This window comes from Nocardioides sp. P86 (assembly GCF_023712465.1).
GTDB classification, from domain to species: Bacteria; Actinomycetota; Actinomycetes; order Propionibacteriales; family Nocardioidaceae; genus Nocardioides; species Nocardioides kribbensis.
Genome location: NZ_JAMAYE010000003.1, coordinates 129167 through 152592 on the forward strand (window position 1 = coordinate 129167; position 23426 = coordinate 152592).

The 23426-nt window shown below is 75.7% G+C and carries 23 protein-coding genes; 10 read left to right on the plus strand and 13 right to left on the minus strand.

Annotation, left to right across the window (positions count from 1 at the left end; translation table 11 throughout):
* Positions 1–105: 105 nt before the first annotated feature.
* Complete coding sequence (locus tag M3673_RS14080; RefSeq protein ID WP_251534427.1) at positions 106–1209, minus strand: SGNH/GDSL hydrolase family protein; 1104 nt, start codon at positions 1207–1209, stop codon at positions 106–108.
* 62 nt (positions 1210–1271) lie between these two features.
* Positions 1272–1691, minus strand: a complete 420-nt coding sequence (locus M3673_RS14085) for a MerR family transcriptional regulator (protein WP_251534428.1) — start codon at positions 1689–1691, stop codon at positions 1272–1274.
* A gap of 248 nt (positions 1692–1939) precedes the next feature.
* On the opposite strand from M3673_RS14085, the gene M3673_RS14090 reads away from it, so the two are divergent.
* On the plus strand, positions 1940–3007 hold the full coding sequence (locus tag M3673_RS14090) for an NAD(P)/FAD-dependent oxidoreductase (RefSeq protein ID WP_251534429.1): 1068 nt from the start codon (positions 1940–1942) through the stop codon (positions 3005–3007).
* Between the two features lie 15 nt (positions 3008–3022).
* Here M3673_RS14090 and M3673_RS14095 read toward each other — a convergent pair whose 3' ends face one another.
* The 3 genes from M3673_RS14095 to M3673_RS14105 all read right to left on the minus strand — a co-directional run bounded on the left by M3673_RS14095 (position 3023) and on the right by M3673_RS14105 (position 7226).
* On the minus strand, positions 3023–4885 hold the full coding sequence (locus M3673_RS14095) for a DEAD/DEAH box helicase (protein WP_251534430.1): 1863 nt from the start codon (positions 4883–4885) through the stop codon (positions 3023–3025).
* 130 nt (positions 4886–5015) lie between these two features.
* Positions 5016–6845, minus strand: a complete 1830-nt coding sequence (gene glmS, locus M3673_RS14100; RefSeq protein ID WP_056865049.1) for a glutamine--fructose-6-phosphate transaminase (isomerizing) — start codon at positions 6843–6845, stop codon at positions 5016–5018.
* A 93-nt stretch (positions 6846–6938) separates the two neighbouring features.
* The gene (locus M3673_RS14105; protein WP_056905155.1) at positions 6939–7226 is read right to left on the minus strand and encodes a hypothetical protein; all 288 of its coding nucleotides are present in this window, start codon (positions 7224–7226) and stop codon (positions 6939–6941) included.
* Between the two features lie 297 nt (positions 7227–7523).
* Here M3673_RS14105 and M3673_RS14110 point away from each other — a divergent pair, with 297 nt between their 5' ends.
* The 3 genes from M3673_RS14110 (at position 7524) to M3673_RS14120 (ending at position 9605) form a co-directional block, all read left to right on the plus strand.
* Positions 7524–7673, plus strand: coding sequence for a hypothetical protein (locus M3673_RS14110; RefSeq protein WP_156697959.1), 150 nt, complete (start codon positions 7524–7526; stop codon positions 7671–7673).
* A gap of 206 nt (positions 7674–7879) precedes the next feature.
* Complete coding sequence (locus M3673_RS14115) at positions 7880–8488, plus strand: YceI family protein (RefSeq protein WP_251534431.1); 609 nt, start codon at positions 7880–7882, stop codon at positions 8486–8488.
* Between the two features lie 382 nt (positions 8489–8870).
* Complete coding sequence (locus M3673_RS14120; RefSeq protein ID WP_251534432.1) at positions 8871–9605, plus strand: DedA family protein; 735 nt, start codon at positions 8871–8873, stop codon at positions 9603–9605.
* Positions 9606–9678: 73 nt separating this feature from the next.
* Here M3673_RS14120 and M3673_RS14125 read toward each other — a convergent pair whose 3' ends face one another.
* The 4 genes from M3673_RS14125 to M3673_RS14140 all read right to left on the minus strand — a co-directional run bounded on the left by M3673_RS14125 (position 9679) and on the right by M3673_RS14140 (position 13088).
* The gene (locus M3673_RS14125; protein WP_251534433.1) at positions 9679–10440 is read right to left on the minus strand and encodes a TetR/AcrR family transcriptional regulator; all 762 of its coding nucleotides are present in this window, start codon (positions 10438–10440) and stop codon (positions 9679–9681) included.
* A 66-nt stretch (positions 10441–10506) separates the two neighbouring features.
* A complete protein-coding gene (locus tag M3673_RS14130) occupies positions 10507–11145 on the minus strand; it encodes a hypothetical protein (protein WP_251534434.1) in 639 nt (212 codons plus the stop codon).
* Complete coding sequence (locus M3673_RS14135; RefSeq protein ID WP_193661766.1) at positions 11142–12266, minus strand: aromatic acid exporter family protein; 1125 nt, start codon at positions 12264–12266, stop codon at positions 11142–11144. The genes M3673_RS14130 and M3673_RS14135 overlap by 4 nt, the downstream gene beginning before the upstream one ends.
* A gap of 195 nt (positions 12267–12461) precedes the next feature.
* Positions 12462–13088: a TetR/AcrR family transcriptional regulator gene (locus M3673_RS14140; RefSeq protein ID WP_251534435.1), complete on the minus strand. Its 627-nt coding sequence runs from the start codon at positions 13086–13088 to the stop codon at positions 12462–12464.
* Between the two features lie 112 nt (positions 13089–13200).
* Here M3673_RS14140 and M3673_RS14145 point away from each other — a divergent pair, with 112 nt between their 5' ends.
* Entirely contained in the window at positions 13201–14577 is a 1377-nt protein-coding gene (locus M3673_RS14145) for a cytochrome P450 (RefSeq protein WP_251534436.1), read from the plus strand.
* A gap of 58 nt (positions 14578–14635) precedes the next feature.
* Positions 14636–15463 (plus strand): SDR family oxidoreductase, encoded by an 828-nt coding sequence (locus M3673_RS14150; RefSeq protein ID WP_193661763.1) that lies wholly within the window; start codon positions 14636–14638, stop codon positions 15461–15463.
* Positions 15464–15995: 532 nt separating this feature from the next.
* Here the strand turns inward: M3673_RS14150 and M3673_RS14155 are convergent.
* Positions 15996–16433 (minus strand): DUF1707 domain-containing protein, encoded by a 438-nt coding sequence (locus tag M3673_RS14155; protein WP_251534437.1) that lies wholly within the window; start codon positions 16431–16433, stop codon positions 15996–15998.
* A gap of 177 nt (positions 16434–16610) precedes the next feature.
* Here M3673_RS14155 and M3673_RS14160 point away from each other — a divergent pair, with 177 nt between their 5' ends.
* The 4 genes from M3673_RS14160 (at position 16611) to M3673_RS14175 (ending at position 20701) form a co-directional block, all read left to right on the plus strand.
* Positions 16611–17723 carry an ABC transporter ATP-binding protein gene (locus tag M3673_RS14160; protein ID WP_251534438.1) on the plus strand — a complete coding sequence of 371 codons (1113 nt, stop codon included), beginning with the start codon at positions 16611–16613 and terminating at the stop codon, positions 17721–17723.
* Complete coding sequence (locus M3673_RS14165; protein WP_251534439.1) at positions 17720–18562, plus strand: ABC transporter permease; 843 nt, start codon at positions 17720–17722, stop codon at positions 18560–18562. Before M3673_RS14160 ends, M3673_RS14165 begins: the two co-directional genes overlap by 4 nt.
* A 220-nt stretch (positions 18563–18782) precedes the next feature.
* Complete coding sequence (locus M3673_RS14170; RefSeq protein WP_251534440.1) at positions 18783–20090, plus strand: sensor histidine kinase; 1308 nt, start codon at positions 18783–18785, stop codon at positions 20088–20090.
* Complete coding sequence (locus M3673_RS14175) at positions 20087–20701, plus strand: response regulator transcription factor (RefSeq protein ID WP_193661758.1); 615 nt, start codon at positions 20087–20089, stop codon at positions 20699–20701. Before M3673_RS14170 ends, M3673_RS14175 begins: the two co-directional genes overlap by 4 nt.
* Positions 20702–20796: 95 nt before the next feature.
* Here M3673_RS14175 and M3673_RS14180 read toward each other — a convergent pair whose 3' ends face one another.
* From M3673_RS14180 to M3673_RS14190, 3 genes are all read right to left on the minus strand, one after another.
* Positions 20797–21864 (minus strand): LLM class F420-dependent oxidoreductase, encoded by a 1068-nt coding sequence (locus tag M3673_RS14180; protein ID WP_251534441.1) that lies wholly within the window; start codon positions 21862–21864, stop codon positions 20797–20799.
* 156 nt (positions 21865–22020) lie between these two features.
* Positions 22021–22491 carry a DUF1707 domain-containing protein gene (locus M3673_RS14185; protein WP_251534442.1) on the minus strand — a complete coding sequence of 157 codons (471 nt, stop codon included), beginning with the start codon at positions 22489–22491 and terminating at the stop codon, positions 22021–22023.
* Complete coding sequence (locus M3673_RS14190) at positions 22488–23369, minus strand: PadR family transcriptional regulator (protein WP_251534443.1); 882 nt, start codon at positions 23367–23369, stop codon at positions 22488–22490. The genes M3673_RS14185 and M3673_RS14190 overlap by 4 nt, the downstream gene beginning before the upstream one ends.
* Between the last annotated feature and the right edge of the window lie 57 nt (positions 23370–23426).

Consider the following 23426-nt stretch of genomic DNA (forward strand, 5'->3'; position numbering starts at 1 on the left):
CTTCTACGTGACGGTGGTCGTCTCCGCAGGGGTGACGCGCGGGAGCCCCGATCGGTTGCCGCCGACCCGTGACCGGCCCCGGACCTGTGGCGGGTCGGTGGCGGGTCAGTGGCGGGCGGCCCAGCGGTCGAGGTCGACGATGCCGGCGCGGCGGGCGGCCGCGCGGGCGGCGGGGGTGGCCAGGTCGGGGGCGGTGACCGTCTCCGGCTCGATGGCGGCGTCGAGCCCGGCGTACCGGCGCTGCTGCGCGGCCAGGGTCGCGCCCTGGGCGTCGGCGGCGCGCAGCAGGTCGGCGTCGATGCGCGGGGCCGGCGCGGCGACCCGGCCCAGCGCGCTGCCGGTCAGCAGGGGTGAGACGAGCGGGGTGTAGCCGGAGGAGTGGCCGAGCTGGTTGGGGTGGTAGCTCTCGCTCACGGGGCTGGAGAAGCCGTTGAGCCACTCGACGTCGTCGCAGACCGCGTGGCCGGTGAAGCGGCTGGTCGGGTTGGCGAAGCCGAAGCCGCGCGCGGACGCCGCGGCGGCCAGGCGGGCGTTGAGCTGGTCGGCGGTGGCGTTGAGGCGCGTCTCCTCGGCCGGGGAGAAGAACGTGGCGGCGTTGCAGTCCTCGCCCATGAAGACCCGCGGGTAGCCGACGACGACCACCCTCGCCTGCGGGGCCCGGCTGCGGATGGAGCCGTAGAGGGTGGACAGCCGGCCCGGGAGGGTGCCGGCGATGAAGGCCTGGGCCTGGTCGACGGCTCCGCCGCAGTCGCTCATCCAGCCGGGCAGCGCGCACTCGGTGAGCACCTCGGCGAAGCCCGCGTCGTTGCCGCCGACGGAGATCGTGACGTAGGCCGTGCTCGCCGAGAGCGCGCCGAGCTGCGCGGTGGTGACGTCGGGGATGGTCGCCCCCGAGCAGGCGCGGAAGGTCAGCGCGTAGCCGCGCCGGGCCGCCACCAGGCTGGGGTAGGCCCGCGTGGAGCGCTGGCAGGAGGTGCCGTCGTCGAGGTAGCTGCGGGTGCCGGTGCCGGAGGAGTAGGAGTCACCGAGCGCGACGTACGACGGCGCCGCCGCGCTCGCGGGGGCCGCGGGCAGGGCCACCGCCGCCAGCGGGGCGAGCAGCACGGCGGCGAGGGCGGCCGCCCGCCCGGAGCGGGCCCGACGGGCGGGCCGCGGTCCCCGCGAGGGGGCCGGCGAGCGGAGCGAGCGTGACGAGGCGAGCAGGGGCATGACGGACCTCCGGGTGCGCCCCCGTCCCGAGCGGCGCGGGGTCCCTCGCAACCTAGGCCCGCTCAGCCGCCGCGGGAAGGGCTCGCGGGCGCAGCAAGGGGTTTCCCGAAGGCATGGTCGCGCCCGGCCAGGAGGTCCTCGACGCCGGCTTCGAAGCGCGGGCAGGTCGCGATGTCGTGGGCGCGGCAACGCAGCGCGTGCTCGGTCATCTCGCGGGAGCGGCGCATCTCCTCCATGCGACGGTCGAGGTCGGCGAGGTGGCCCTCCAGCACCTCGTGGCGGTCGCGCGCCTCCGCGTCGAGCAGCACGACGATCTGCTCGAGGGTCATGCCCGCGGCCTTGCTGCGCAGCACGACCGCCACTCGCACGACGTCGTCGCGCACGTAGCGCCGGCGCCCGGCGCCGTCGCGGGCGGGCCGGAGCAGCCCGACGTCCTCCCAGTGCCGCAGCACGTGGGTGGCCAGGCCGAAGCGCGCGGCCACCTCCCCCACCGACCACGGTGGCTCTCCCCGGCCGGGCGGTGCGGCGGCGGACGGTGCGACGGCGGACGAGGTGGAGGTCGACGGGGTGGCGGGAGAGGCGGAGGGGGAGCCGGTGGGAGACGGGTCGGCACCGTCCCGGGGTGCCGGCGACCGGGGGCTTGACTTCATGCCGACATGAAGTCACAGCATCGTGGTGAGGGCAAGCGCCCCGCCCGTCAGGGCCCGACACCACCGCCGAGGAGCCAGCCATGAGCCACCCCACCGACACCCCCGATCCCTCCGGTCCCACCGATCCCACCGGCGAGCGCCGCGCCACCGCAGCGGCCGCCCCGTCCGCCACCGAGCAGGTCGACGTCGTGGTGCTCGGCGGCGGGCCCGCCGGCCTCCAGGCCGCGCTGACGCTCGGCCGCTCGCACCGCCGGGTCCTGGTCGTCGACGGCGGTCACTACCGCAACGACCCCGCGGGGCAGCTGCACAACTTCCTCACCCGCGACGGCACCCCGCCGGCCGAGCTGCGGGCGATCGCGCGCGCGGAGCTCGCGGCGTACGCCACCGTCGAGGTGCGCGAGGCCCGCGCCAGCGCGGTGGAGGCCGCCGGCGACGACCTCGCCGACGGCTTCGTGGTCACCCTCGAGGCCACCGGGGAGCGCGCGGGCGCCGGGCAGCGCGTGCGTGCGCGCCGTGTGCTGCTGGCCACCGGGCTGCGCGACGTGCTGCCCGCGGTGGCGGGGCTGGAGGAACTGTGGGGCGACCGCGCCGCGCACTGCCCCTACTGCCACGGCCACGAGCTGTCGGGGCGGGCCGTGGCGCTGCTGGGCAGCCACGACCACCTGCCGCGCATCGCGGTGCTGCTCGAGCGCACCGCCTCGCGCCTGGTCGTGCTCACCGACGGCGCCTCGCTGCCCGAGGAGACCGCCGCCGCGCTCGCCGGGCTCGGCGTGGCCGTGCGCAGCGAGCCGGTCACGGCCCTGCACCGCACCGGCGACGGCGTGCGCGCCGAGCTGGCGAGCGGGCCCGACGAGGAGGTCGGCGGGATCTTCGTGGCGCCGGTGCTGGAGCAGGCGGCGCCCTTCGCCGCCCAGCTCGGCCTGGAGGTGCTCGCCTCCGGCGGCGTGCGCGTCGACGCCATGGGCCGCACCAGCCGCCCCGGGGTCTTCGCGGCGGGCGACCTCGCCCACGTCGCCGAGCTGCCGATGGCCCCGGCCTCGGTGCTGGTGTCCGCGGCCGCGGGTCAGCTCGCCGCGGCCGCCGCCGACGCCGACCTGGTGGCCGAGCGCCTGGCGGGGCTCACGCGGCGGGTGGCGGCCCCGGCCTGAGGGCCGGAGCCGGGCTCAGCCCTTGTGGCGCGGCTTGCGCGGCGGGCGCTCGGCGCCGCCGCCCGAGGTGCCGCCCGAGCCGCCCGAGCCGCCGGAGCGGCGTACGGGGCCGCCGCCGTCCTCGCGCAGCTCGATGAGCTTGCCGGAGATGCGGGTGCTCTCGAGCTTGGCGTAGACGCTCGGGTCGAGGTCGGCGGGCAGCTCCACCAGCGAGAAGTCGGGGCGGATCTGGATGTGCCCGAAGTCCCCGCGGCGCAGACCGCCCTCGTTGGCGATGGCGCCGACGATCTGGCGCGGCTCGACCTTGTGGCGCTTGCCGACCGAGATCCGGTACGTCGCCATCGGCACGTCGCTCTGGCCGCGGCGCGGACCGCGGTCGCCGCGCTCGGGCCGGTCGCCGCGGCCCGGGCGGTCGCCGCGGTCGGGGCGCTCGGCAGGCTGGCGCATGGCGCGGTCTGCCTCGGCGTCGAGCAGCAGCGGGGTGTCGCCCTGCGCGACCACGGCGAGCGCCGCGGCCACGTCGACCTCGGGCACGTCGTGCTCGTTCATGTAGTGGGTGACGATGTCGCGGAACCGCGCGATGCGGGCCGTCTCGCCCAGGGCGGCGGTGATCGCCTCGTCGAAGCGGGTCAGGCGGGTGGAGTTGACGTCCTCCACGCTCGGTAGCTGCATCGGCACGAGCGGGGAGCGCGTGGCCTTCTCGATGTGCTTGAGCAGGTAGCGCTCACGCGGGGTGATGAAGGAGATCGCGTCACCGGAGCGACCCGCGCGGCCCGTGCGGCCGATGCGGTGCACGTAGGACTCGGTGTCGGTGGGGATGTCGTAGTTGACGACGTGGCTGATGCGCTCCACGTCGAGGCCGCGGGCCGCGACGTCGGTGGCCACGAGGATGTCGAGCTTGGCCGCCTTGAGCTGGTTGACGGTGCGCTCGCGCTGCACCTGCGCGACGTCGCCGTTGATGGCGGCCGCGGAGAAGCCGCGGGCGCGCAGCTTCTCGGCGAGGGTCTCGGTCTCGTTCTTGGTGCGGACGAAGACGATCATGCCCTCGAAGTTCTCGACCTCGAGGATGCGCGTGAGGGCGTCGACCTTCTGGGGGTAGCTCACCATCAGGTAGCGCTGGGTGATGTTGGCCGCGGTGGCGGTCTTGTTCTTGACCGTGATCTCGGCCGGGTCGCTCAGGTACTGCTTGGAGAGCCGGCGGATCTGCGGCGGCATGGTCGCGGAGAAGAGCGCGACCTGCTTGTCCGAGGGGGTCTCGGCCAGGATCGTCTCGACGTCCTCGGCGAAGCCCATGTTGAGCATCTCGTCGGCCTCGTCGAGCACGAGGAAGCGCAGCTCGGACAGGTCGAGGGTGCCCTTGTCGAGGTGGTCCATGATCCGGCCCGGGGTGCCGACCACGATGTGCACGCCGCGGCGCAACGCGCTGAGCTGCACGCCGTAGGCCTGGCCGCCGTAGACGGGAAGGACGTGCACGCCCTTGATGCTCGCGGCGTACTTCTGGAAGGCCTCGCAGACCTGCAGCGCCAGCTCGCGGGTCGGGGCCAGCACGAGCGCCTGCGGGGTCTTCTGGGAGACGTCGAGGCGCGAGAGGATCGGCAGCGCGAAGGCGGCGGTCTTGCCGGTGCCGGTCTGCGCCAGGCCGACGACGTCGCGGCCGTCGAGCAGGGTGGGGATCGTGGCGGCCTGGATGGCCGAGGGGGTTTCGTAGCCGACGTCGCGCAGCGCCTTGAGGACCTGGTCGGAGAGGCCGAGGTCGGAGAAGGTCGGCTCGGTCCGCGCCTCGGCGGCGGGCGTCGCGGGCTCGGTCGCGGGCTGGGCAGCAGGCTCCGCGGCGCTCTCGGGAGCGGGTGCGTCGGCCGGTACGTCAGAAGGGCTCACCCGTCAACGGTAGTCGCTCGGCGCGGCGGCGGCGGATTCCGCGTCGCGGAGGGCTGGGTCACGTCGGCTCCCCGTCGCCCCGCGCAAGCCCCCCGCGCGCCCGCCCGCCGCCGTGCCGAGCGGCCCGCGCTCACTCGACGGTGACCGACTTGGCCAGGTTGCGCGGCTTGTCGATGTCGTGGCCCAGGTGCTTGGCGGCGTGGTAGGCCAGCAGCTGCAGCGGGATGGTCAGCAGGATCGGGTCGAGCTCGCGCTCGAGGTGGGGCACGTCGATGCGCACGACGTCGAGACCGCCGAGGTCGACCCCGGGGTGGGTCACCACGACGAGCGGACCCTTGCGCGCCGCGATCTCGTGGAGGGCGGCGACGTTGCGCTCGGTGAGCTCGTCGTCGGGCACCACCGCGACGGTGGGGACCTCCTCGGAGATCAGCGCGAGCGGGCCGTGCTTGAGCTCGGAGGTCTGGTACGCCTCGGCGTGGCGGTAGCTGATCTCCTTGAACTTCTGCGCCCCCTCGCGCGCCACCGGGAAGCCGCGCACCCGCCCGACGAAGAACAGGCTCTCGGCCTCGGCGAGGCGCTGGGCCACCGCGGCGAGGGCGTCCTCCTGGGCCAGCACCTCCTCCACGGCCGCGGGCAGCGCCTGCAGCCCGGCGATGAGGCGACGCCCGTCGGCCACCGAGAGGTCGCGCACGCGTCCCAGCTGCAGGGCCAGCAGGGAGAAGCCGAGGAACATGTTGGTCAGCGCCTTGGTGCTGGCCACCGCCACCTCGGGCCCGGCGTGGAGGTAGATGCCGGCGCCGCACTCGCGGGCGATCGCGCTGCCCACGACGTTGACCAGGCCGATGACCCGCCCGCCCTTGCGCTGGATCTCCTGCACCGCCAGCAGCGTGTCGACGGTCTCGCCGGACTGGCTGACCGCGACGTAGAGGGTGTCGGGCTCGATGACGGGGTTGCGGTAGCGGAACTCGCTGGCCGCCTCGGCGTCGGCGGGGATCCGGGCGAGCTCCTCGATGAGCGAGGCGCCCATCTGGCCCACGTAGTAGGCCGAGCCGCAGCCGAGCACCTTGACCCGGCGTACGGCACGGGTCTCGCGGGGGTCCATCTCGAGACCGCCGAGGTGGGCGGTGCCGAAGCGCTCGTCGAGGCGGCCGCGCAGCACGCGCTCGGCCGCGGCGGGCTGCTCGAGCATCTCCTTGCGCATGAACGACTCGTGGTCGCCGGCGTCGTAGGAGGTGGGGTCGACGTCGACCTCGGCCGCGGTGCGGGCCACGCGGGTCAGGTCGTGGCGGAAGGTGGTGAAGCCGGCCGGGGTCAGCGTGGCGATCTCGCCGTCGGCGAGGTGGGCGACGGTCGTGGTGTGGCGCACGAGCGCGGCGAGGTCGGAGGCGACGAGCATCTCCTTCTCCCCCACGCCGATGATGAGCGGGCTGCCGTTGCGGGCCACCACGATGCGGTCGGGGAAGTCGGCGTGGACCACCGCGATGCCGTAGGTGCCCTCGACCGCGGCCAGGGCCTCCACCACGCGCTCCTCGAGGGTCTCGGCGACCGAGCGGCCGATGAGGTGCGCGAGCACCTCGGTGTCGGTGTCGCTGGTGAGGGTCACGCCGTCGTCGGCGAGCCGGGCGCGCAGGGCGGCGGCGTTGTCGATGATGCCGTTGTGGACGACCGCGACGTCGCCCTTCTCGTCGGTGTGCGGGTGGGCGTTGACGTCGTTGGCCGGGCCGTGGGTGGCCCAGCGGGTGTGGCCGATGCCGCTGCGGCCCGAGAACCGCTTGGGCAGGTCGCTGCCGAGGTCGCGCACGCGGCCGGCGGCCTTGACCACCTTCACCGCGGGCTCGCGGCCCGCGCCGACGACGGCGAGGCCGACGGAGTCGTAGCCGCGGTGCTCCAGGCGGGTCAGGCCCTCCAGGATCAGGGGTGCTGCCTGCTGGGCGCCGATGTAGCCGACGATGCCGCACATGGTGGGTCCTCTCGGGGTTCTGGTGCTGGTGCTTGGGTGCTGGTGCTGGTGCGTGGGTGGTGGCGCTCGGGTGGGAGCCGGCGCGCGGGCGGCCTAGCCGTGGACGATGCGACGCATCTGCCGGTCGGTGAGGCGGGGGGCGGCGACGAGTCGTTGGGCCAGCTCGTCGCGCACGAGGGCGAAGATGTCGGCGTTGCGCACGCCCGCGGAGCGCAGCTGGGCGTGGCGGCGGCGTACGACCTCCTCGACCGGCTGGGCGAGGAAGTCGACGACGTCCTGCGCGACGCGCAGCGCCTCGGGTCGGCTGAGGTCGGTCGTGGCGCTGAGGTGCTCGACGAGCGGGGCGAGCGGGTGCTCTCGGAGGTCGTCGGGTGCGCGCACCGCCAGATCGTGACCGCATCGACCCCCGTCCGCCAACTTCCTGCCCGATTTCGGGCAGGAACGACGCGACCACGGACGCGTCCCTCGGTCGGGCCGCGGACGACACCGCCTCTGGACGGGATCGGGCGGGGCCCGGCCCGCCGACGCGCCCGGATCGACCGGGTGGAGCGCCGCGGGGACGACGCGCGGTCGATCACCCCTCCAGGTGGAGGAGACGAGCGGAGTCTCGGCAAAATCGGCCCATCCCCGTGGGGGCGTGCTACCTTTAGTGAACAGAAGATGAACAGGAGGTGTCCCATGCTGAACTCGCAGATGACCGGAGCCCTGACCCAGACCTGGGTGACCGTCACCGACAGCAGTGGCCGCACGCGCCTGGAGGCCCACTGGGTCGACCCGACGCTCGACGTCCGGAGCGCAGCTCCGATCCAGACGCCTCACGCAGCCTGAGCGACACGCACGAGGAGCCGCGACCCACCGGGGGTCGCGGCTCCTCGACATTTCCGGCCCGACGGGGCCGTGTCGACACTGGTCCAGACCGCCTCGCGACTGCGCACCGACGTCGGGAATGAAAACGGACCCCGGTCCGGTTGTGGGTAATTGAAAGTTCCACTAGCGTGGACGAGCACCCTCACCACAGACCTCAGGAGCACACCATGGGCATCTTCAGCCGCTCGAACGACAAGACCACCGGCGCCACCGCCACCTTCGACGCCCCCACCAGCGTCGTCTCCGACCTCACCGGCGACTACACCATCGACCCCAGCCACAGCCGTCTCGGCTTCAGCGCGCGCCACGCGATGGTCACCACCGTCCGCGGCCAGTTCAAGGACTGGAGCGGCACCGCCCACATCGACACCGCCAACCCCGCCGCCTCCTCGGTGACCCTCAGCATCGTCACCGCCTCGATCGACACCGGCTCCACCGACCGCGACGGCCACCTGGTCTCCGGCGACTTCTTCGACGCCGAGAAGAACCCCACCATCACCTTCACCTCGACCGACGTCAGCCGCGACGGCGATGACTGGACGATCACGGGCGACCTGACGATCGCCGGCACCACCAACTCGGTCGCCATCGAGTTCGAGCAGACCGGCTCGGCCACCGACCCCTTCGGCAACACCCGCGTCGGCTTCGAGGGCGCCTCGGCCCTCAACCGCAAGGACTTCGGCCTCACCTGGAACGCCGCCCTCGAGACCGGCGGCGTCCTCGTCTCGGAGAAGATCAAGCTCGAGTTCGACATCTCGGCGATCAAGAACGTCTGATCCACCCGTCCCCGACAGGGGACGCAGCGACATCCACGCCGACCGGCACATCGGTGGCGCGTGACACCACGACGGGGCCCCGGTGATCCGGGGCCCCGTCGTCGTACTCCAGCTCCGCCCCGGTGGGTCCACCGACCGCCCGCCGCCGCCCACAGCCGCCCGTAGCCGCAGGGCCACCCCGGGCCCCGCCCCGGCGCGTCCGGCCAGGCTGTCGGCCCAGACCCGCACCTGTCGGCCCACGCGTCGGCCGACCAGTGCGGGTTTCGCCGGCCGACCGGTGAAACCCGCACGGCCGCAGCGGGCCAAACGGAATAAATCCTCCGGTTGCGTTGTCGGACCTGTCGTCCCACCGCACCCGGCGGCGGACGGAGCGGGGGACCCGATGACCTTCCTGCTGGGCTTCCTCCTGGCGCTCGCCGAGTCGTCGCTTGGCCTGGGGGCCGTGCTGCCCGGCGAGGTCGCGATCACCGGGCTGTCGGCCGCGACCGACGGGACCGGAGCCTCGGCCCTGCTGGTGCTCGCGGTGGCCCTCGGGGCGACCAGCGGCGACCACCTCGGCTACCTGCTGGGCCACCACACCGGGCCGCGGCTGCGGGCCGGCCGTCTCGTGGGGCGCCTCGGCGTCGCGCGGTGGGACCGGGCCACCGACCTCGTCGCCCGCCACGGCACGACCGCGGTGCTGGTGAGCCGCATGCTCCCCTTCGTCCGCACCGTCATGCCCGCGGTCGCCGGCGCTGCCCACCTGCCCTACCGGCGCTTCCTGCCCGCCTCCGTCGTCGGTGCGCTCGCGTGGGCCTCGGCCTGGGTCGTCGCGGGCAGCGCGATCGCGGCCAGCGGCGTGCTCGACCACCTCGGCACCGCCGTGGTCGTCCTCGCCGCGTCGCTTGCCGTCGTCCTGGCCGCACGCCATGTCGTACGCCGGCGCCGCGCGGCCGGTCGCACGCTCGCACCCGTGGCCCCGGTGGCCGCCGTGGCGGTGCCGGCGGGTGGACCGGTCGACCGGGAGTCGACCGGCGCGCACCTGACCGGCGGGCACCCGGACGGCGGTGAGCCGGGCAGCGAGGAGCTTCCCGGGTCCCGACGCCCGCGGTGCCGCGACCGGCTGCCCGTCTGCTGAGCCGTCCCCCACGGGTCCGGCCGCCCTCGAGCCCGGCCTCGGTCCCGGCCGTGACCGAGAGGTGGGGCCGGCCTCAGCGTCGGCGGCCCGGACGGGCCTTGTGCGCCACCCGGGCCAGCTCGGCCTCGTCGGGGCAGGCCCGCGGCAGCGGTGTGGGCCCGTCAGGGTGGGCGCGCAGACCGTCGAGCAGGATGGCGAGGTAGCGGCGCCACAGGTCGGGGGTGGCCTCGGTGCCGATCTGGGAGACCGCGCGGGAGAGCACCGCCAGGTCGAGCGGAGCGACGTCGTCGCGCAGCAGCCCGGCGGCCTGGGCCCGCGCGACGAGCGCGCCGACCGCGGGCTGCATGCGCTCCCGGGCCCGCTCGAGGCGCTCGGCCCCGCGCAGGCCGTCGCCCAGCACCTCGCTGAGCCCCCGGTCGCAGGACTGCGCCGCGATCGACTCCTCCAGGAACCACACCAGGGCCTCCCACGGGTCCTCCCTCTCGCCCGCACGCGCGGTGAGCAAGACCAGCTCGTCGAGGCGCCGGGCGAAGAGCGCGTCGATCAGGTCGTCACGGTCGGGGAAGCGGCGGTAGACCGTGCCGACGCCCACCCCGGCGCGGCGGGCCACCTCCTCGAAGCCGGCCTCCAGGCCCCGCTCGGCGAAGACCGCGGCGGCGGCGTCGAGGATCAGCCGCCGGTTGCGCTCGGCGTCGGCGCGCAGCGGCCGCTGCCCGTCCTCCGCACCGGGCCCGCACGGGTCGCCCCCGTCGCCCGGGTAGGGAGGGTCGACCGGGCCACCGGAGTCCAGGCGCGCGGGGTCGGCCGCGTGGGGGCGCTGCGAGCCGGGAGCCATGTCCGGCACCGTAGCCGCCGGCGGGAGGCTCCGCTCGCGGCGCGGACCGCGGCGCCGCTCCCGCGCTCAGTCGCGCTGGGCCCCGGGCACCTCGACGGTGGTCACCACGGTCGTGACCGACGGCCGTCGCGGCGTCGAGGAGAAGCCGAAGCGCGGGGGCGGGCTCACCGGCGCCAGCGCGCCGAAGTCGCGGCCCTCGAGCTGCCCGGTCGCGGCGCGCACGCGGTGGTGGTCCGTGGCGCCGTACCACTCCCGCCGACCGCCGCCGGCGCTGCCGCGGGTGCGGACCCCGCGCAGCACCACACGGGCCACGACGTCGGTGAGCGAGCACCAGGCCGGGCTGGTCGCCACCCGATCGGGCACCAGCGCCAGCAGTCGGCCCAGCGCGGTGCGGCGGCCGACGACGAGGTCGAGGTCGAGGGAGGGCGAGCGCACCGACCAGGCGGTCGCCGTGGCCACCGCCGTCACCGGCTCGATCCGCACCTCGTCGAAGGAGTACGTCGCCTCGATGAAGTCGGCCGCGTCCCGGTGCGGGGCGATCAGCACACGGTGCCCGTCGGGCCCTTCCACCATCGCGTCGGAGAAGCGGCCCAGCGGGGTGTCGTGCCAGTGCCCGACCACCACCCGCACCCCGCTGGCGCTGCCGACGCCGGCGATGCGACCGACGAAGCGCTGCCGACGGGGACGCCCTGCCCGGCGGGTCACTCGGCGGCCTCCCCGCCCGCGGCCACCCGGGCCCGGCGGCGCACGACCGTGGCCAGCGGCAGCGGCGGCTGGCCGAGGGGGTTGGCCGCGGCGACCTCGTCCATCGCGTCGAGGATGTTGCGCAGGTTGATCATCAGGCCGCCGAAGACCGGCCACAGCTCCGGGGTGGGCTCCTGCGCGCCGATCTGGTCCACCAGCACGTTGAGCCGGGAGCGCACCTCGCGCAGCGGCTCGGGATCGGCGTCCTTGACCGCCTCGCCGGCGGCCACCAGCAGCGCGACCCACCCGGCCCGGAAGGGGTCGGCCCAGTCGTCGCGGCAGGTGGTCTCGTGGCCGAGGGTGCGCGCCATGCTGCGGGTCTCCGCGACCGCCTGCTCCATGCGGCGCAGCAGGGAGTACCACTGCCGGGGGTCGCGCAGCTCGTGGGCCGAGCGGCGTGGGTTCATCCGCGCGCTCTCGCGGGCCTGGCGCACCAGCGACCAGGCGTTGTCGAGCTCACCGTCGAGGTCGCGGGTGCGGTCGATCCAGTCGTCGACGTCCTCGTCGCTGCAGCCGTCGGTCAGCCCGCGACCGATGTCGACGAGGAGGGCGCCGATGGCGTCGTCGATGCGGTCGAGCGCCACGACCGCCGTACGCCGCCGCAGCGGGGGCCACACCAGCAGGTTGACCAGCAGGCCGACGCCGATGCCGATCGCGGTGTCGGCCAGGCGCGAGACGAGCATGCCGTCGTTGTCGGAGAAGCCGGTGGTGAGCACCACGAGGGCCGTGGCCGCCACGGCGGTGGACTCCTCGCCGAACCACGGCAGCGCGCCGATGGCCAGCCCGAGCGCCAGCACCATGACCACCGCCGCGGTGTCGAGGCCGAGCACGTTGCCGGTCGCCCAGGCGAGCAGCACCCCCGTCACGGCGGCGGCGACCTGGCGCACGCCGCGGGAGAAGGTGCGGTAGACCGTGGCGTGCACGACCAGCAGCGCCGCCCACGGCGCCAGGAACGACTGCGGCAGCTCGAAGACGCTCGTGGCCAGCACCCAGGCGAGCACCGCCGCGAGCACCGTCTTGGCCAGCTGCGTGACGTCGTTCCAGAAGATCGGGTCGCGCGCGCGTGCAGTCCAACCGGGCATCAGACGACCGTAGCCAGGGCCGGCGACCGGCGTCACACCCCGGTGGTCGAGCAGCGCTCGCGTGCTCCGGCGCCGCCGGGCCGGTCGACCCGGTTCGGCCCTGGCCGGTCGGGTCGGGTCGGTCGGGTCGGGTCGGGCCGGTCGGCTCGGTCGGGTTGGGTCGGGTCGGGCTGGGTCGGGCCGGGTCGGGCCGACTCAGTCCTGCGCGCCCCGGGCGGTGGCCGCGAAGGCGCGGGTGGCGGCCTCGACGATGTCGTCGGGGGTGACGTCGAGCGTGCCGTCGAGCCAGGCGGTGACCAGCTCCTGGACCCCGCCGACGAACATCAGCCCGGCGAGGTCGCCGGGCTGGCCGGCCCACGCGTCGACGCCGTACAGCGCGCGGCCCTCGCGGGTGGCCAGCTCGGCGAAGGCGCGCAGCAGCGCGTTGCGCGCCGGGCGCAGCTCAGGGCGCCCGGGGGCCTCGAGCATGGCGACCCGGCCCTTGCGCGGGTCGTCGGTGATGATCGCGACGAAGGCGCCGATGGCGGCGCGGATCCGCTCGGTGGGCCCGCCCTCGGTCTCCTCGATCGCCGACACGGCGGCGACGGTGATCTCGTCGCCGACCTGCTGCATGGCGGCGGTGAGGGCCTCGTCGAGGGAGGCGAAGTGCTCGTAGAAGTACCGCTCGGTGAGGCCGGCCTCGGCGCAGATGCGCGTCATGGTGACGCGGGGCCCGCCGTCGGCGCCCCAGACGTCGAGGGTCGCCGCGAGCAGCTGGGCGCGCCGGGTGGCGGCGCGCTCCTGCGCCGACATGCCGCGATACCTCCCCGCCTTGACCGCCATGGGCCCATCCTCACACCCGCCGCGCGCCCGTCCCAGGGACCGGACCGGACCGGTGCGGCCAGGACGGACGCAGACATTGACAGGACGTCCTGTCTGAATCAGTCTGGTCGACGTGACCCAGGCCACGTCCCGCACCCCCGACCCGGCCGCCGGCGCGACGGCCCGCCCGCTCCCCGCCGTCGCCCGCGAGCACCGCGGCTGGCCCGTGATCGGGCGCAGCCTGGAGTACGCCCGCGACCCCGTCGCCCTCTTCGAGAAGCAGTGGGCGGCCTACGGACCCGTCTCCCCGCTGCGCATCCTGGGCGACCCCTGGGTGATGCTGCTCGGCCCCGACGCCTGCGCCACGGCGCTCACCAACCCCGACAAGGCCTTCGTCAACGGGCCGGCCTGGAGCTACCTCGTCGGCCCGTTCTTCGACCGCGGCCTCATGCTCCTCGACGGCGAGGAGCACCACGTGCACCGCCGGATCATGCAGCAGGCCTTCACCCGCCCGCGGCTGGAGGGCTACGCCGCGGCCATGCACGCCCCGATCGCCCGCGGCCTCGACGCGTGGCGCCCGGGGCCGGGCTTCCCGGCGTACCCCGCCCTCAAGGAGCTCACCCTCGACGTCGCCGCCGAGATCTTCATGGGCGGCGCGGAGGGCACCGACCGCGCCGAGATGGCCCGGGTCAACGCCGCCTTCATCGACTGCGTGCAGAGCGCGGCCGCCCTCGTGCGTCGCGACCTGCCCGGCACCCGCTGGCGCAAGGGGCTGCGGGGCCGCGAGGTCGTCGAGCGGTTCCTGCGCGACTACCTGCCCTCGCGGCGCGCCCGCCTGAGCGACGACCTCTTCTCCCAGCTGTGCCATGTCGAGAGCGAGGAGGGCGAGCGCTTCTCCGACGACGACGTCGTCAACCACATGGTCTTCCTCATGATGGCCGCCCACGACACCTCGACGATCACGCTCTCCACGATGCTCGAGCTGCTCGGCAAGCACCCCGCCTGGCGCGAGCGCTGCCGCGCGGAGTCGCTGGCCCTGGGCGAGGCGCCCACGCTGGCCGAGCTCGACTCCCTGGTCTCCCTCGACCTGGTGATGAAAGAGTGCCTGCGGCTGCGCGCCCCCGTGCCGGTCGTCGTGCGCCGCACCGTCAAGGAGACCGTGGTCGAGGGAGTGCGGGTGCCGGCCGACCGCTACGTCATCGTCGCCCCCCAGTTCAGCCACCTGATGCCCTCGCTGTGGAGCGACCCCACGGCCTTCGACCCCGAGCGCTTCTCCCCCGAGCGCCGCGAGGACCGCTCCCACCGCTTCGCGTGGGAGCCCTTCGGCGGCGGGGTCCACAAGTGCCTCGGGCTGTTCTTCGCCGGCGCCGAGGTCAAGGCGGTGATGCACCAGCTGCTGCGCCGCTTCGACTGGAGTGTCGACCCGGCCTACGTCGCGCCGATGAACAACCACTCGCTGCCCTTCCCCGCCGACGGCCAGCCCGTCGACCTCGTCCACCGCGCCGCCTGACCCGCCGCTCCCCCGCCCGACCCGCACCCGCACCCGCACCCGACCGCAGGAGACCACCGTGACCGCACCCCGCGACCTCACCGACGCCCTCGTCGTCATCACCGGAGCCGGCCGCGGCATCGGCCTGGCCACCGCCCACCGCTTCGCCGCCGCCGGCGCCCGCGTGGTGATCGGCGACCTCGACGACGACGTGGCCGCCAAGGCCGCCGCCGCGGTCGGCCACGACGCCGTCGGGCTCGTGGTCGACGTCGCCGACCGCGGCTCCTACGCCCGCTTCGTCGAGCAGGCCGCTGCCCTCGCGCCGGTCGACGTGCTCGTCAACAACGCGGGCATCATGCCGTTGACCCCGCTGCTCGAGCAGAGCGACGACTCCGTCGACCGCACCCTCGAGGTCAACCTGCGCGCCGTCGTCACCGGCACCCGCCTCGTCGCCCCGGCGATGGTCGCGCGGGGGCGCGGCCACGTCGTCAACGTCGCCTCCGCGGTCGGCCGGCTCGGCATGGCGGGCGCGGCGGTCTACAGCGCCAGCAAGTTCGGCGTGCTCGGCTTCTCCGAGGCCGCCCACGCCGAGCTGCGCCCGCACGGCGTCGACGTCTCGACGGTGCTGCCCACCGTCGTCGCAACCGAGCTCGCCGCCGGCGTCCACGCCACCCGGGGCATGCGGGCCTGCACCCCCGAGGAGGTCGCCGACGCCATCGTCTCGGTCGCGCAGCGCCCCCGGTTCGAGACCTGGGTGCCGGCCCACGCCAAGGGCGTCTTCCACTCCTCCAACGTGCTCCCCCGCCGGGTGCGCGACCTGGTCGGCCGCGCCATGGGTGCCGACACCACCCTCACCGACGTCGACGTGGCCGCACGCGCCGACTACGAGCGGCGCGCCAGCCGCTGAGCGTCGCTCCGCCGACGCCACGGCGGAGGCCCGGGTGCGCCACGGTGCGGGGTGGGCCGGCGCGGTGCGGGGTGGGCCGGTGCGGCGCGGTGCGGGTGCGCGGTGCGAGGTGGGCGGATCCCTGAGGCAACACGTCGCGGCCGGCACTTACCGCAACAGCGCAATTGCGCGGACCGGCACCGGTCTCGCGAACGGGTCTGCGCGATCCGAGCAACCCCGCACCCCCGACACCCGCCGAACCAGCGCAATTGCGTGGACCCGCACAGGTCTCACCAACCGGTTTGCGCCGTTCGAGCAACCCCCCGCCCCCGAGACCTGCCGCAACAACGCAATCGCGCGGACCCGCACAGGTCTCGCGAAGAGGTTTGCGCGATCCGCGCAACCCCCCGCCCCCGACACCTGCCGAACCCGCGCAATCGCGCGGGCCCGCACCGGGCCCGCGAACGGGTTTGCGCGATCTGCGCAGCCCCCCGCCCCCGACACCTGCCGAACCAGCGCAATTGCGTGGACCCGCACCGGTCCGGCGGGAGGGTCAGGACCGGGGACGCCGGGGCCGGATGACCAGCAGCACGACGACCACGAGGGTCACCAGGAACCACCGACGGCCCTGGGTGAGCGACAGGAAGACCCCCGCGCCGGTGACGGCCAGGACCAGCCAGGTGGTGAGGCTCGTGCCGCTGCGGACCGGACCGTACGGCGTCGAGGCCGGCCCGCCGACGACGGGCGGGTAGGCCGGCGGCGGTCCGGGGACCGCGGCGGCCGGAGCGTGGGAGGCCCAGCCCGGCTGCTGGTGCGGGCCCGGCAGGTCGGCGAAGAGCGGCACGAGGTCGCCCCGGGTGGTGGCGGCCCAGATGCGACCGACCCGGTCGGAGTGCTCCTCGGCGGTGAGCATGCCGCGCGCGTACATCGCCGCGAGGTAGGCCGAGGCCTGCTCCCGCTCGGCGTCGCCGATGCGCAGCTGGTCGCTCATGACACCACCTTGCCCCACCGCCGGGCGGGCCACACCCCGACCCCGCCGCTGCGCGACCACCGCGTCCCTCGCCCACGAGCACCCATGACACCTGTCATGGTCCGAGCGTGCACGGCCCACGTCGACCGGTGAGTGCACGCACTGCCGCCCGGCCGCTGCGACGGGGAGGCTGGACGCATGACACCGACCCCCCGCCGCCCGAGCACCGCCCGTCCCGGACCCTCGCCCCGCCGGTCGCCGGGCGACGCGGCCGGCACCCCGACCGGCACCCCGACCGGCACCCCGACCGGCACCCCGACCGGGGCACCCGCCATCGAGCTGCGCGACCTGCGCCGCACCTACGGCCGCGGCTCCAGCGCCTACGACGCCGTGCGCGGCGTCGACCTCGAGGTGGCGGCCGGGTCGGTCACCGCACTGCTCGGCACCAACGGCGCCGGCAAGACCTCCACCCTCGAGCTGGTCGAGGGCCTCGCCGCGCCGACCGGCGGGGAGGTCAGGGTGCTCGGGCTCGACCCCGTCGCCGACCGGGCCCGGGTGCGACCGCGCACGGGGGTGCTGCTGCAGTCCAGCGGCTTCCCCGCCGACCTGACCGTGCGCGAGACGCTGCGCATGTGGGCCGCCACCGTCAGCGCGCCGCGCCCGGTGGAGGAGTCGCTGGAGCGGCTCACCCTCACCGACCGCGCCGACGTCAGGGTCGGCGCGCTCTCCGGGGGCGAGCAGCGGCGCCTGGACCTGGCCTGCACCCTCATGGGGCGACCCGAGGTCGTCCTGCTCGACGAGCCCACCACCGGGCTCGACCCCGAGTCGCGGCGCGACGTGTGGCAGATCGTGCGCGACCTGCGCGACGACGGCGCCGCCGTCCTTCTCACCACGCACTACCTCGAGGAGGCCGAGGCGCTGGCCGACCACCTCGCGATCATGCACGCCGGGCGGGTCCGCCGCGCCGGCACGCCCGCCGAGATCGCCGAGGGTCACCCCTCGACGGTCAGGCTCGACACCCCCGACCGCACCCTGCCGGCCCTGCCCGCCAGCCGGGTCGAGGACGACGGGCGCACCACCACCCTGCACACCACCGACCTCCAGGCCACGCTGACCGCGCTGCTCGCCTGGGCCGACGCCGAGGGGGTGCGCCTCGACCGGCTCGACGCCCGCACCGCCAGCCTCGAGTCGGTGTTCCTCGCCATCGCCGAGGGACGTGACGCCCCGTCGCCGGACCGGTCGCCGGACCCGTCGCCCGCCCCCTCGCCCGCCCCGGCCACGGCCGCCCCCACCGCAGGAGCCCCCCGATGAGCACGACCACCCCCCGCACCGAGCCCACCTCCCCGGCCGCCCCGGCCACCGACGCAGCCGGCGGTTCCGGGCGCGGAGCCGGCGTACGGCGGGTGCGCGGGCTGGCCCGCGCCAACGCCACCCTGATGTCGCGCAACCGGCTCACCCTGCTCTACGCCGTCGTGCTGCCGGTGCTGCCGCTCGCGCTGCTGCTCACCGGGCCGCGCGGCGACGTCGGTGTCGGCGCCGCCACCGTGGTGACGGCACTGACGATGACGCTGCTCTTCCCCGTCTACTACAACCTGCTCTCGCAGTTCGTGACCCGCCGCGACGAGCTCGTGCTCAAGCGGCTGCGCACCGGTGAGACCCGCGACGGAGAGATCCTGGTGGCACTGGCCCTGCCCGGCCTGGTGGTCGCGGTCACCGTCTCGCTGGTCACCGTGGTCGTGGCGCTCGCGCTCGGCGCGCCCGCCCCGGTCAACCCCGTCCTGTACGCCGGGGCCGTGCTGCTCGGCGCCCTGATGTCGGTCGCGCTGGCCTACTGGACCGCCGCCTGGACCCGCAACGCCGAGGCCGCGCAGATGACCAGCCTGCCCGTCATCCTGCTGCTCGTGGTCGGCCAGGTGGCGGTCGGCTTCCCCGACTCCGTGCAGCGCTGGACCGACTGGACCCCCGGCGCCGCCCTCACCGCGCTCGTGCGGATCGGCTGGTTCGGCCTCGACGACGGCTCCACCACCCCCAGCCTCGACCTCGCCGCCACCTGGTCGGTCGGACTCCAGCCGGTGCTCGTGCTCGTGCTCTGGACCGCCGTCGGCCTCGACCTGGCCCGTCGCTCCCTGCGGTGGGAGCCGCAGCGCTGAGGTCCCGGGGCGCCGAGCGGAGCGTCGTGCGGACCGCGGGGTCGCACCCACCACGCGCCCGACGTCGCGCCCCGCACCGCCGGGCGGTGTCTAGGGTGGCCGGACGGACCCCGGCCCCACGCCTGCGCTGACCCCGCATGGCTCCCCCGTCGAGCTCCACCCCCCGCACCGGTCCACCCACCCGACCCGCCGTCATCCACCCACCGCGAAGGAGACCTCGATGAGCTCGCCTGACGCGGACCTCGACGCCAGCGCCACCGCGGCCACCGCGACCCCGGCGCCGGGCCCCACCCCCGGCGACGGCGGCTCGGCGAGGGGTGGTTCCCGGGCACGCCGCCCGCGGTGGAGGCGCTGGTCGGAGCGCAGCGAGGTCGAGCGCGTGGACCTCTACACGCGCCAGTCGATCTACCTCCTGCTCTGGTCGAGCGCCGGCTTCATCCTGTGGCGCGGCTCCGCGGACTGGGGCGAGCAGCCACCCGCCCTGGTGGCGCTCGTGGTCGCGGCGGTCGCGGTGACCTGCGCGCTGGGCACGCCGGTGGTGCGCGACGTCGCCGCGCTCTACCCGGCGGCGCGCCCCGTGCCCTGGCGCAGCGTCGGCCCGCTGCTGGCAGCGACCGCGGTGGTGCTCCTCGGCGACCGGCTGCTGCCCGACGGCCTGCGCGGGGTCGGCGCCATGGCCGCGCTCAGCGTGCTGAGCTGGAGCGTCGGCGGGCTGCGCGACGACCGGGTCTCCGCCGCCCTCGTCGGCGGCTTCGGGCTGGTCTTCTGGGCCACCACCGGGCTGCTCGTCGCCGGGCTCGGCGCCGCGGGCGTCACGGCCTTCTTTGTCTTCACCGCGCGCGTCTCGCTGTGGCTGCTCGGCGTGGTCAGCGAGCTCGACCGCGCCCGCGCGCTCCAGGCCGACCTCGCGGTGGCCGAGGAGCGGCTGCGCTTCTCCCGCGACGTCCACGACGTGCTCGGGCGCCGGCTCTCCGCGATCGCTCTGCAGTCGGAGCTGGCCGCCCGGCTCAGCGAGCGCGGCGACGCCTCAGCGGCCGCGACCATGCTGGAGGTGCGCGGCGTCGCGCACACCGCGCTGCGCGAGGCCCGCGCCCTGGCCCGCGGCTACCGCGCCACCGACCTCGCCCAGGAGCTGGAGGGGGCGCGGTCGCTGCTCGACGCGGCCGGCATCGCGGTGGCCCTCGACGTCGCCGACCTCCCCACCGCCTGGCACGAGCCGGCCGGCTGGGTGGTGCGCGAGTGCGTCACCAACGTGCTGCGCCACTCCGCCGCCACCCGGGTCGAGATCTCCTACGCCGCGGGCGCCCTGGTCGTCGGCAACGACGGGGTCGGCCCGGCCGGTCCGGGCCCGACCCCCGGCAGCGGGCTCACCGGCCTGCGGGAGCGCCTGGCGCCCCTCGGCGCCCGGCTCGACGCCGGCACGACGGGCCTCACCGGCGGCGGCATCGGCGGCGGCGACGGCGGGGCCGGGCGGTTCGTCGTACGGGTCAGCGGGCTGGACTCCCCGCCCGCGCAGGCGGCGTCGTGACCGCGCCGATCCGGGTCCTGCTGGCCGACGACGAGCACCTCATCCGGGCCGCCCTGGCCCAGCTGCTCGCCCTGGAGGACGACCTCGAGGTCGTCGCCCAGGCCGCGTCGGGCCCCGAGGCGGTCGCCCAGGCGGTCGCGGCCGACGTCGACGTCGCGGTGCTCGACCTGCAGATGCCGGGGCTCGACGGCATCGCGGTCGCCGAGCGCCTGCGCGCCGACCTGCCAGGCTGCGCCACTGTCATCGTCACCAGCCACGGGCGACCCGGTCACCTCAAGCGGGCGCTCGCCGGTGGGGTGCGTGGCTTCCTGCCCAAGACCACGTCGGCCGCGACCCTGGCCGCGGTGGTGCGCACCGTGCACGCGGGCGGGCGCCACGTGGACCCCGAGCTCGCGGCCGAGGCGATCGCCGCCGGCGACAGCCCCCTCACGCCCCGTGAGGCCGACGTGCTCGAGCTCGCCGCCGACGGCGCCCCGGTGGAGGAGATCGCCGAGCGCGCGTCGCTCTCACCCGGCACCGTGCGCAACTACCTGTCCAACGCCGTCGGCAAGCTGGGCGCCGCCAACCGCCACGACGCCTGCGCGATCGCGCGGCGGATGGGCTGGATCTAGGCGCCCTGCCGCTCCTCGCCCGGCCCGGCCCGGCCCGGCCCGGTCAGGCCGGCCCGGCCCGGCGAGGCCGCCCGCCGCGGTGGACGGCAGGCGGGTCAGCCGAGCATCTCGGCCATCGTGCGCATGACGTCGGGGCGGGGCGGCACGATCATGGTGGTCAGCAGCGAGTCCTGCCAGCGGGGCAGCTCCGCGGCGATCTTGTCGCGCGGGCCGACGAGAGCGACCTGCTCGACCATGGCCAGCGGCACGGCGGCGACGGCCTCCTCCTTGCGACCCGAGAGGTAGAGCTCCTGGATGTGCTCGCACTCGGCCTCGAAGCCCATCCGGGCGAAGACGTCGTAGTGGAAGTTGGCGCCCTTGGCGCCCATGCCGCCGATGTAGAGCGCGTAGTGGGGTCGCAGGGTGTCGGCGGCGGCCTCCACGTCGTCGTCGAGCACGACCTGCACCATGCAGGCCACCTCGAAGTCCTCGGCGCTGCGGCGCGCGCCGGGTCGGGCGAAGCCCTCGGCCAGGGCGGCGCGGTAGTGCTCGTCGTGGGCCGGGGAGTAGAAGAGCGGCAGCCAGCCGTCGGCGATCTCGGCGGCCATGGCGACGTTCTTGGGGCCCTCGGCGGCCAGCAGCACCGGCAGGTCGGGGCGCACCGGGTGCAGCGTCGAGCGCAGCGCCTTGCCCAGGCCGGTGGTCGGCAGGTCGCCGCCGGTGACCGCGGCGCCGCCGGTGAAGGGCACCTGGAAGTGCTCACCGTCGAGCTGGAGCCTCTCGCGGGCGATCGCCTGGCGCACGAGCGCGACGTACTCCCTCGTGCGGGCCAGCGGCTTGGGGTAGGTCTGGCCGTACCACCCCTCGACCACCTGCGGGCCCGAGGCGCCCAGGCCGAGCACGAAGCGACCGCCGCTGAGGTGGTCCATGGTCATCGCGGCCATCGCCGTGGCCGCGGGGGTGCGCGCCGACATCTGCATGATGGAGGTGCCCAGGCGCAGCGTCGAGGTCTGCCCGCCGAGCCAGGCGAGCGGGGTGAGGGCGTCGGAGCCGTAGGCCTCCGCCGACCACACCGAGTCGAGACCGAGCTCCTCGGCCAGCGTCACCGCCTCGGCCTGGCCGGGCGGCGGGCCGGCGCCCCAGTAGCCCAGGGAGACGCCCAGCCGCAGCCCGCCCGCGCTCACCGCGACGCCCCGGTCACGTGCGGCGGCGTGCGGGCCGGCCGGACCGGCTGGATCGGCGGTGCGGTGAGCGGATGGCCCATGCTCGTCCTCCTGGGGTGGTGTGACGCCCATCATGCCCGGCCCCGCCGACGGCGGCGCGACACGACGGGCCGGTGCTCACCCGGCCTGGGGCCGACGCGCCCGCTGCGGGCGCGCCGCGCGGTGGCGGGTGTGGACGAAGAGCCACGCCCCGAGCCCCAGCAGGAGCAGCGGGAGGTGGGTGACCACGGTCAGCACCAGCAGCACGGCCAGCACGGCCACGACGGGCGCGGGCAGCCCGCGCGGTCGCAGCGCCCGGCCGCCGGACCAGTACGCCGCGCGTCCCGGCACCCAGCGACCCGGGTCGCGCGCGGCGCCGCCGGACCCGGAGCGCTGCGCGAGGGTCGCCGGGAGGAGGCCGTCGGGCCACGGGGCGGGCAGGTCGGCGAAGAGGGGGCCGAGGTCGGCCCGGGTGCGCGCGGCCCAGACCCGCTCGAGACGCTCGGCGTGCTCGTCGTGGTCGAGGCGGCCGCGGACGTAGTGCTCGCCCAGGGCCCCCGCCGCCTGCTCCCGCTCGGCGTCGCCGATGCGCAGGTGCTGCTCGCTCATGACTCGTCCGCCTCCCGGGCGGTCCCGTCGCGCGACCGGTCGGTCGACGCACCGTCGGCGCGCTCCGCGGCCGGGCCCCGGACGTGGTCGTGGCCGGTGCCGCCGCCGTCCCCGCCGGTCTCTTGGCCGGTCTCCTGGCCGGTCTCCTGGCCGGTCTCCTCGGTGTCCCCGCCGTCGGCGAGCACGCCGTAGAGCTTGCGCCGGGCGTCGACGAGCACGTCGACGGCGGCGCGGCGCTGGGCGTCGGTGCCGGTGGTGACGATCTGCCACACCGCGCTCATCACCTGCCCGATCTCCGGGCGCAGGTCGACGCGCGGCCCGGTCGCCGCCTCGCGGGCGGTGGCCTCGAAGGGCGCCCAGACGGCGTCGAGCTCGTCGCGGTGCGTCGCGACGTACTCCTCACCGGCCGGCGTGAGGCGCAGGGTGCGGCGGCTGCGCTCGTCGTCGGACTCCACCAGGCCCTCGTCCTGCAGCTGCGCGACGGTCGGGTAGACCGAGCCGGGGCTGGGGCGCCACGCGTCGCCGGAGCGCTCCGCGATCTGCTGGATCACCTGGTAGCCGTTGACGGCCTCGCCCGCCTCACCGGCGGCGCGCAGCACGTCGAGGATGGCCGCGCGCACGTCGCCGCGCCGCACCTTCGGGCCCCGCGAGGCCTCCGGGTCGCCGAGGCCGAAGAGGCCCGCGAGCCACGGCGGGGGGCCGGGGCGTCCCCCGCGACCGCGGGGTCCGCCGGGGCCGCCCGGTCCGGGACCGAAGGCTCCGAAGGGGCCGCCGAAGCCCGGCCCGGGCCCCCAGCCTCCGTGGCGGTGCTGGGACCAGAGCGCCTCGGCGCGGTCGGCCCACTCCCGCTGCTGCTGCTTGTCGAATCCGTGCCTCATGGCCGGACTCCTCTCGCCCGTCGCGCCCGGCGACCGACTGTCGTCGAGTGTTTCGCG

Excerpts from the sequence above, each read along its gene's own strand:
- M3673_RS14190 (WP_251534443.1), bottom strand. The coding sequence starts at position 23,369 with ATGAGGCACGGATTCGACAAGCAGCAGCAGCGGGAGTGGGCCGACCGC.
- M3673_RS14140 (WP_251534435.1), bottom strand. The coding sequence starts at position 13,088 with ATGGCGGTCAAGGCGGGGAGGTATCGCGGCATGTCGGCGCAGGAGCGC.
- M3673_RS14090 (WP_251534429.1), top strand. The coding sequence starts at position 1,940 with ATGAGCCACCCCACCGACACCCCCGATCCCTCCGGTCCCACCGATCCC.
- M3673_RS14110 (WP_156697959.1), top strand. The coding sequence starts at position 7,524 with ATGCTGAACTCGCAGATGACCGGAGCCCTGACCCAGACCTGGGTGACC.
- M3673_RS14185 (WP_251534442.1), bottom strand. The coding sequence starts at position 22,491 with ATGAGCGAGCAGCACCTGCGCATCGGCGACGCCGAGCGGGAGCAGGCG.
- M3673_RS14165 (WP_251534439.1), top strand. The coding sequence starts at position 17,720 with ATGAGCACGACCACCCCCCGCACCGAGCCCACCTCCCCGGCCGCCCCG.
- M3673_RS14170 (WP_251534440.1), top strand. The coding sequence starts at position 18,783 with ATGAGCTCGCCTGACGCGGACCTCGACGCCAGCGCCACCGCGGCCACC.
- M3673_RS14125 (WP_251534433.1), bottom strand. The coding sequence starts at position 10,440 with ATGGCTCCCGGCTCGCAGCGCCCCCACGCGGCCGACCCCGCGCGCCTG.
- M3673_RS14155 (WP_251534437.1), bottom strand. The coding sequence starts at position 16,433 with ATGAGCGACCAGCTGCGCATCGGCGACGCCGAGCGGGAGCAGGCCTCG.
- M3673_RS14115 (WP_251534431.1), top strand. The coding sequence starts at position 7,880 with ATGGGCATCTTCAGCCGCTCGAACGACAAGACCACCGGCGCCACCGCC.
- glmS (WP_056865049.1), bottom strand. The coding sequence starts at position 6,845 with ATGTGCGGCATCGTCGGCTACATCGGCGCCCAGCAGGCAGCACCCCTG.
- M3673_RS14080 (WP_251534427.1), bottom strand. The coding sequence starts at position 1,209 with ATGCCCCTGCTCGCCTCGTCACGCTCGCTCCGCTCGCCGGCCCCCTCG.
- M3673_RS14135 (WP_193661766.1), bottom strand. The coding sequence starts at position 12,266 with ATGCCCGGTTGGACTGCACGCGCGCGCGACCCGATCTTCTGGAACGAC.
- M3673_RS14160 (WP_251534438.1), top strand. The coding sequence starts at position 16,611 with ATGACACCGACCCCCCGCCGCCCGAGCACCGCCCGTCCCGGACCCTCG.
- M3673_RS14120 (WP_251534432.1), top strand. The coding sequence starts at position 8,871 with ATGACCTTCCTGCTGGGCTTCCTCCTGGCGCTCGCCGAGTCGTCGCTT.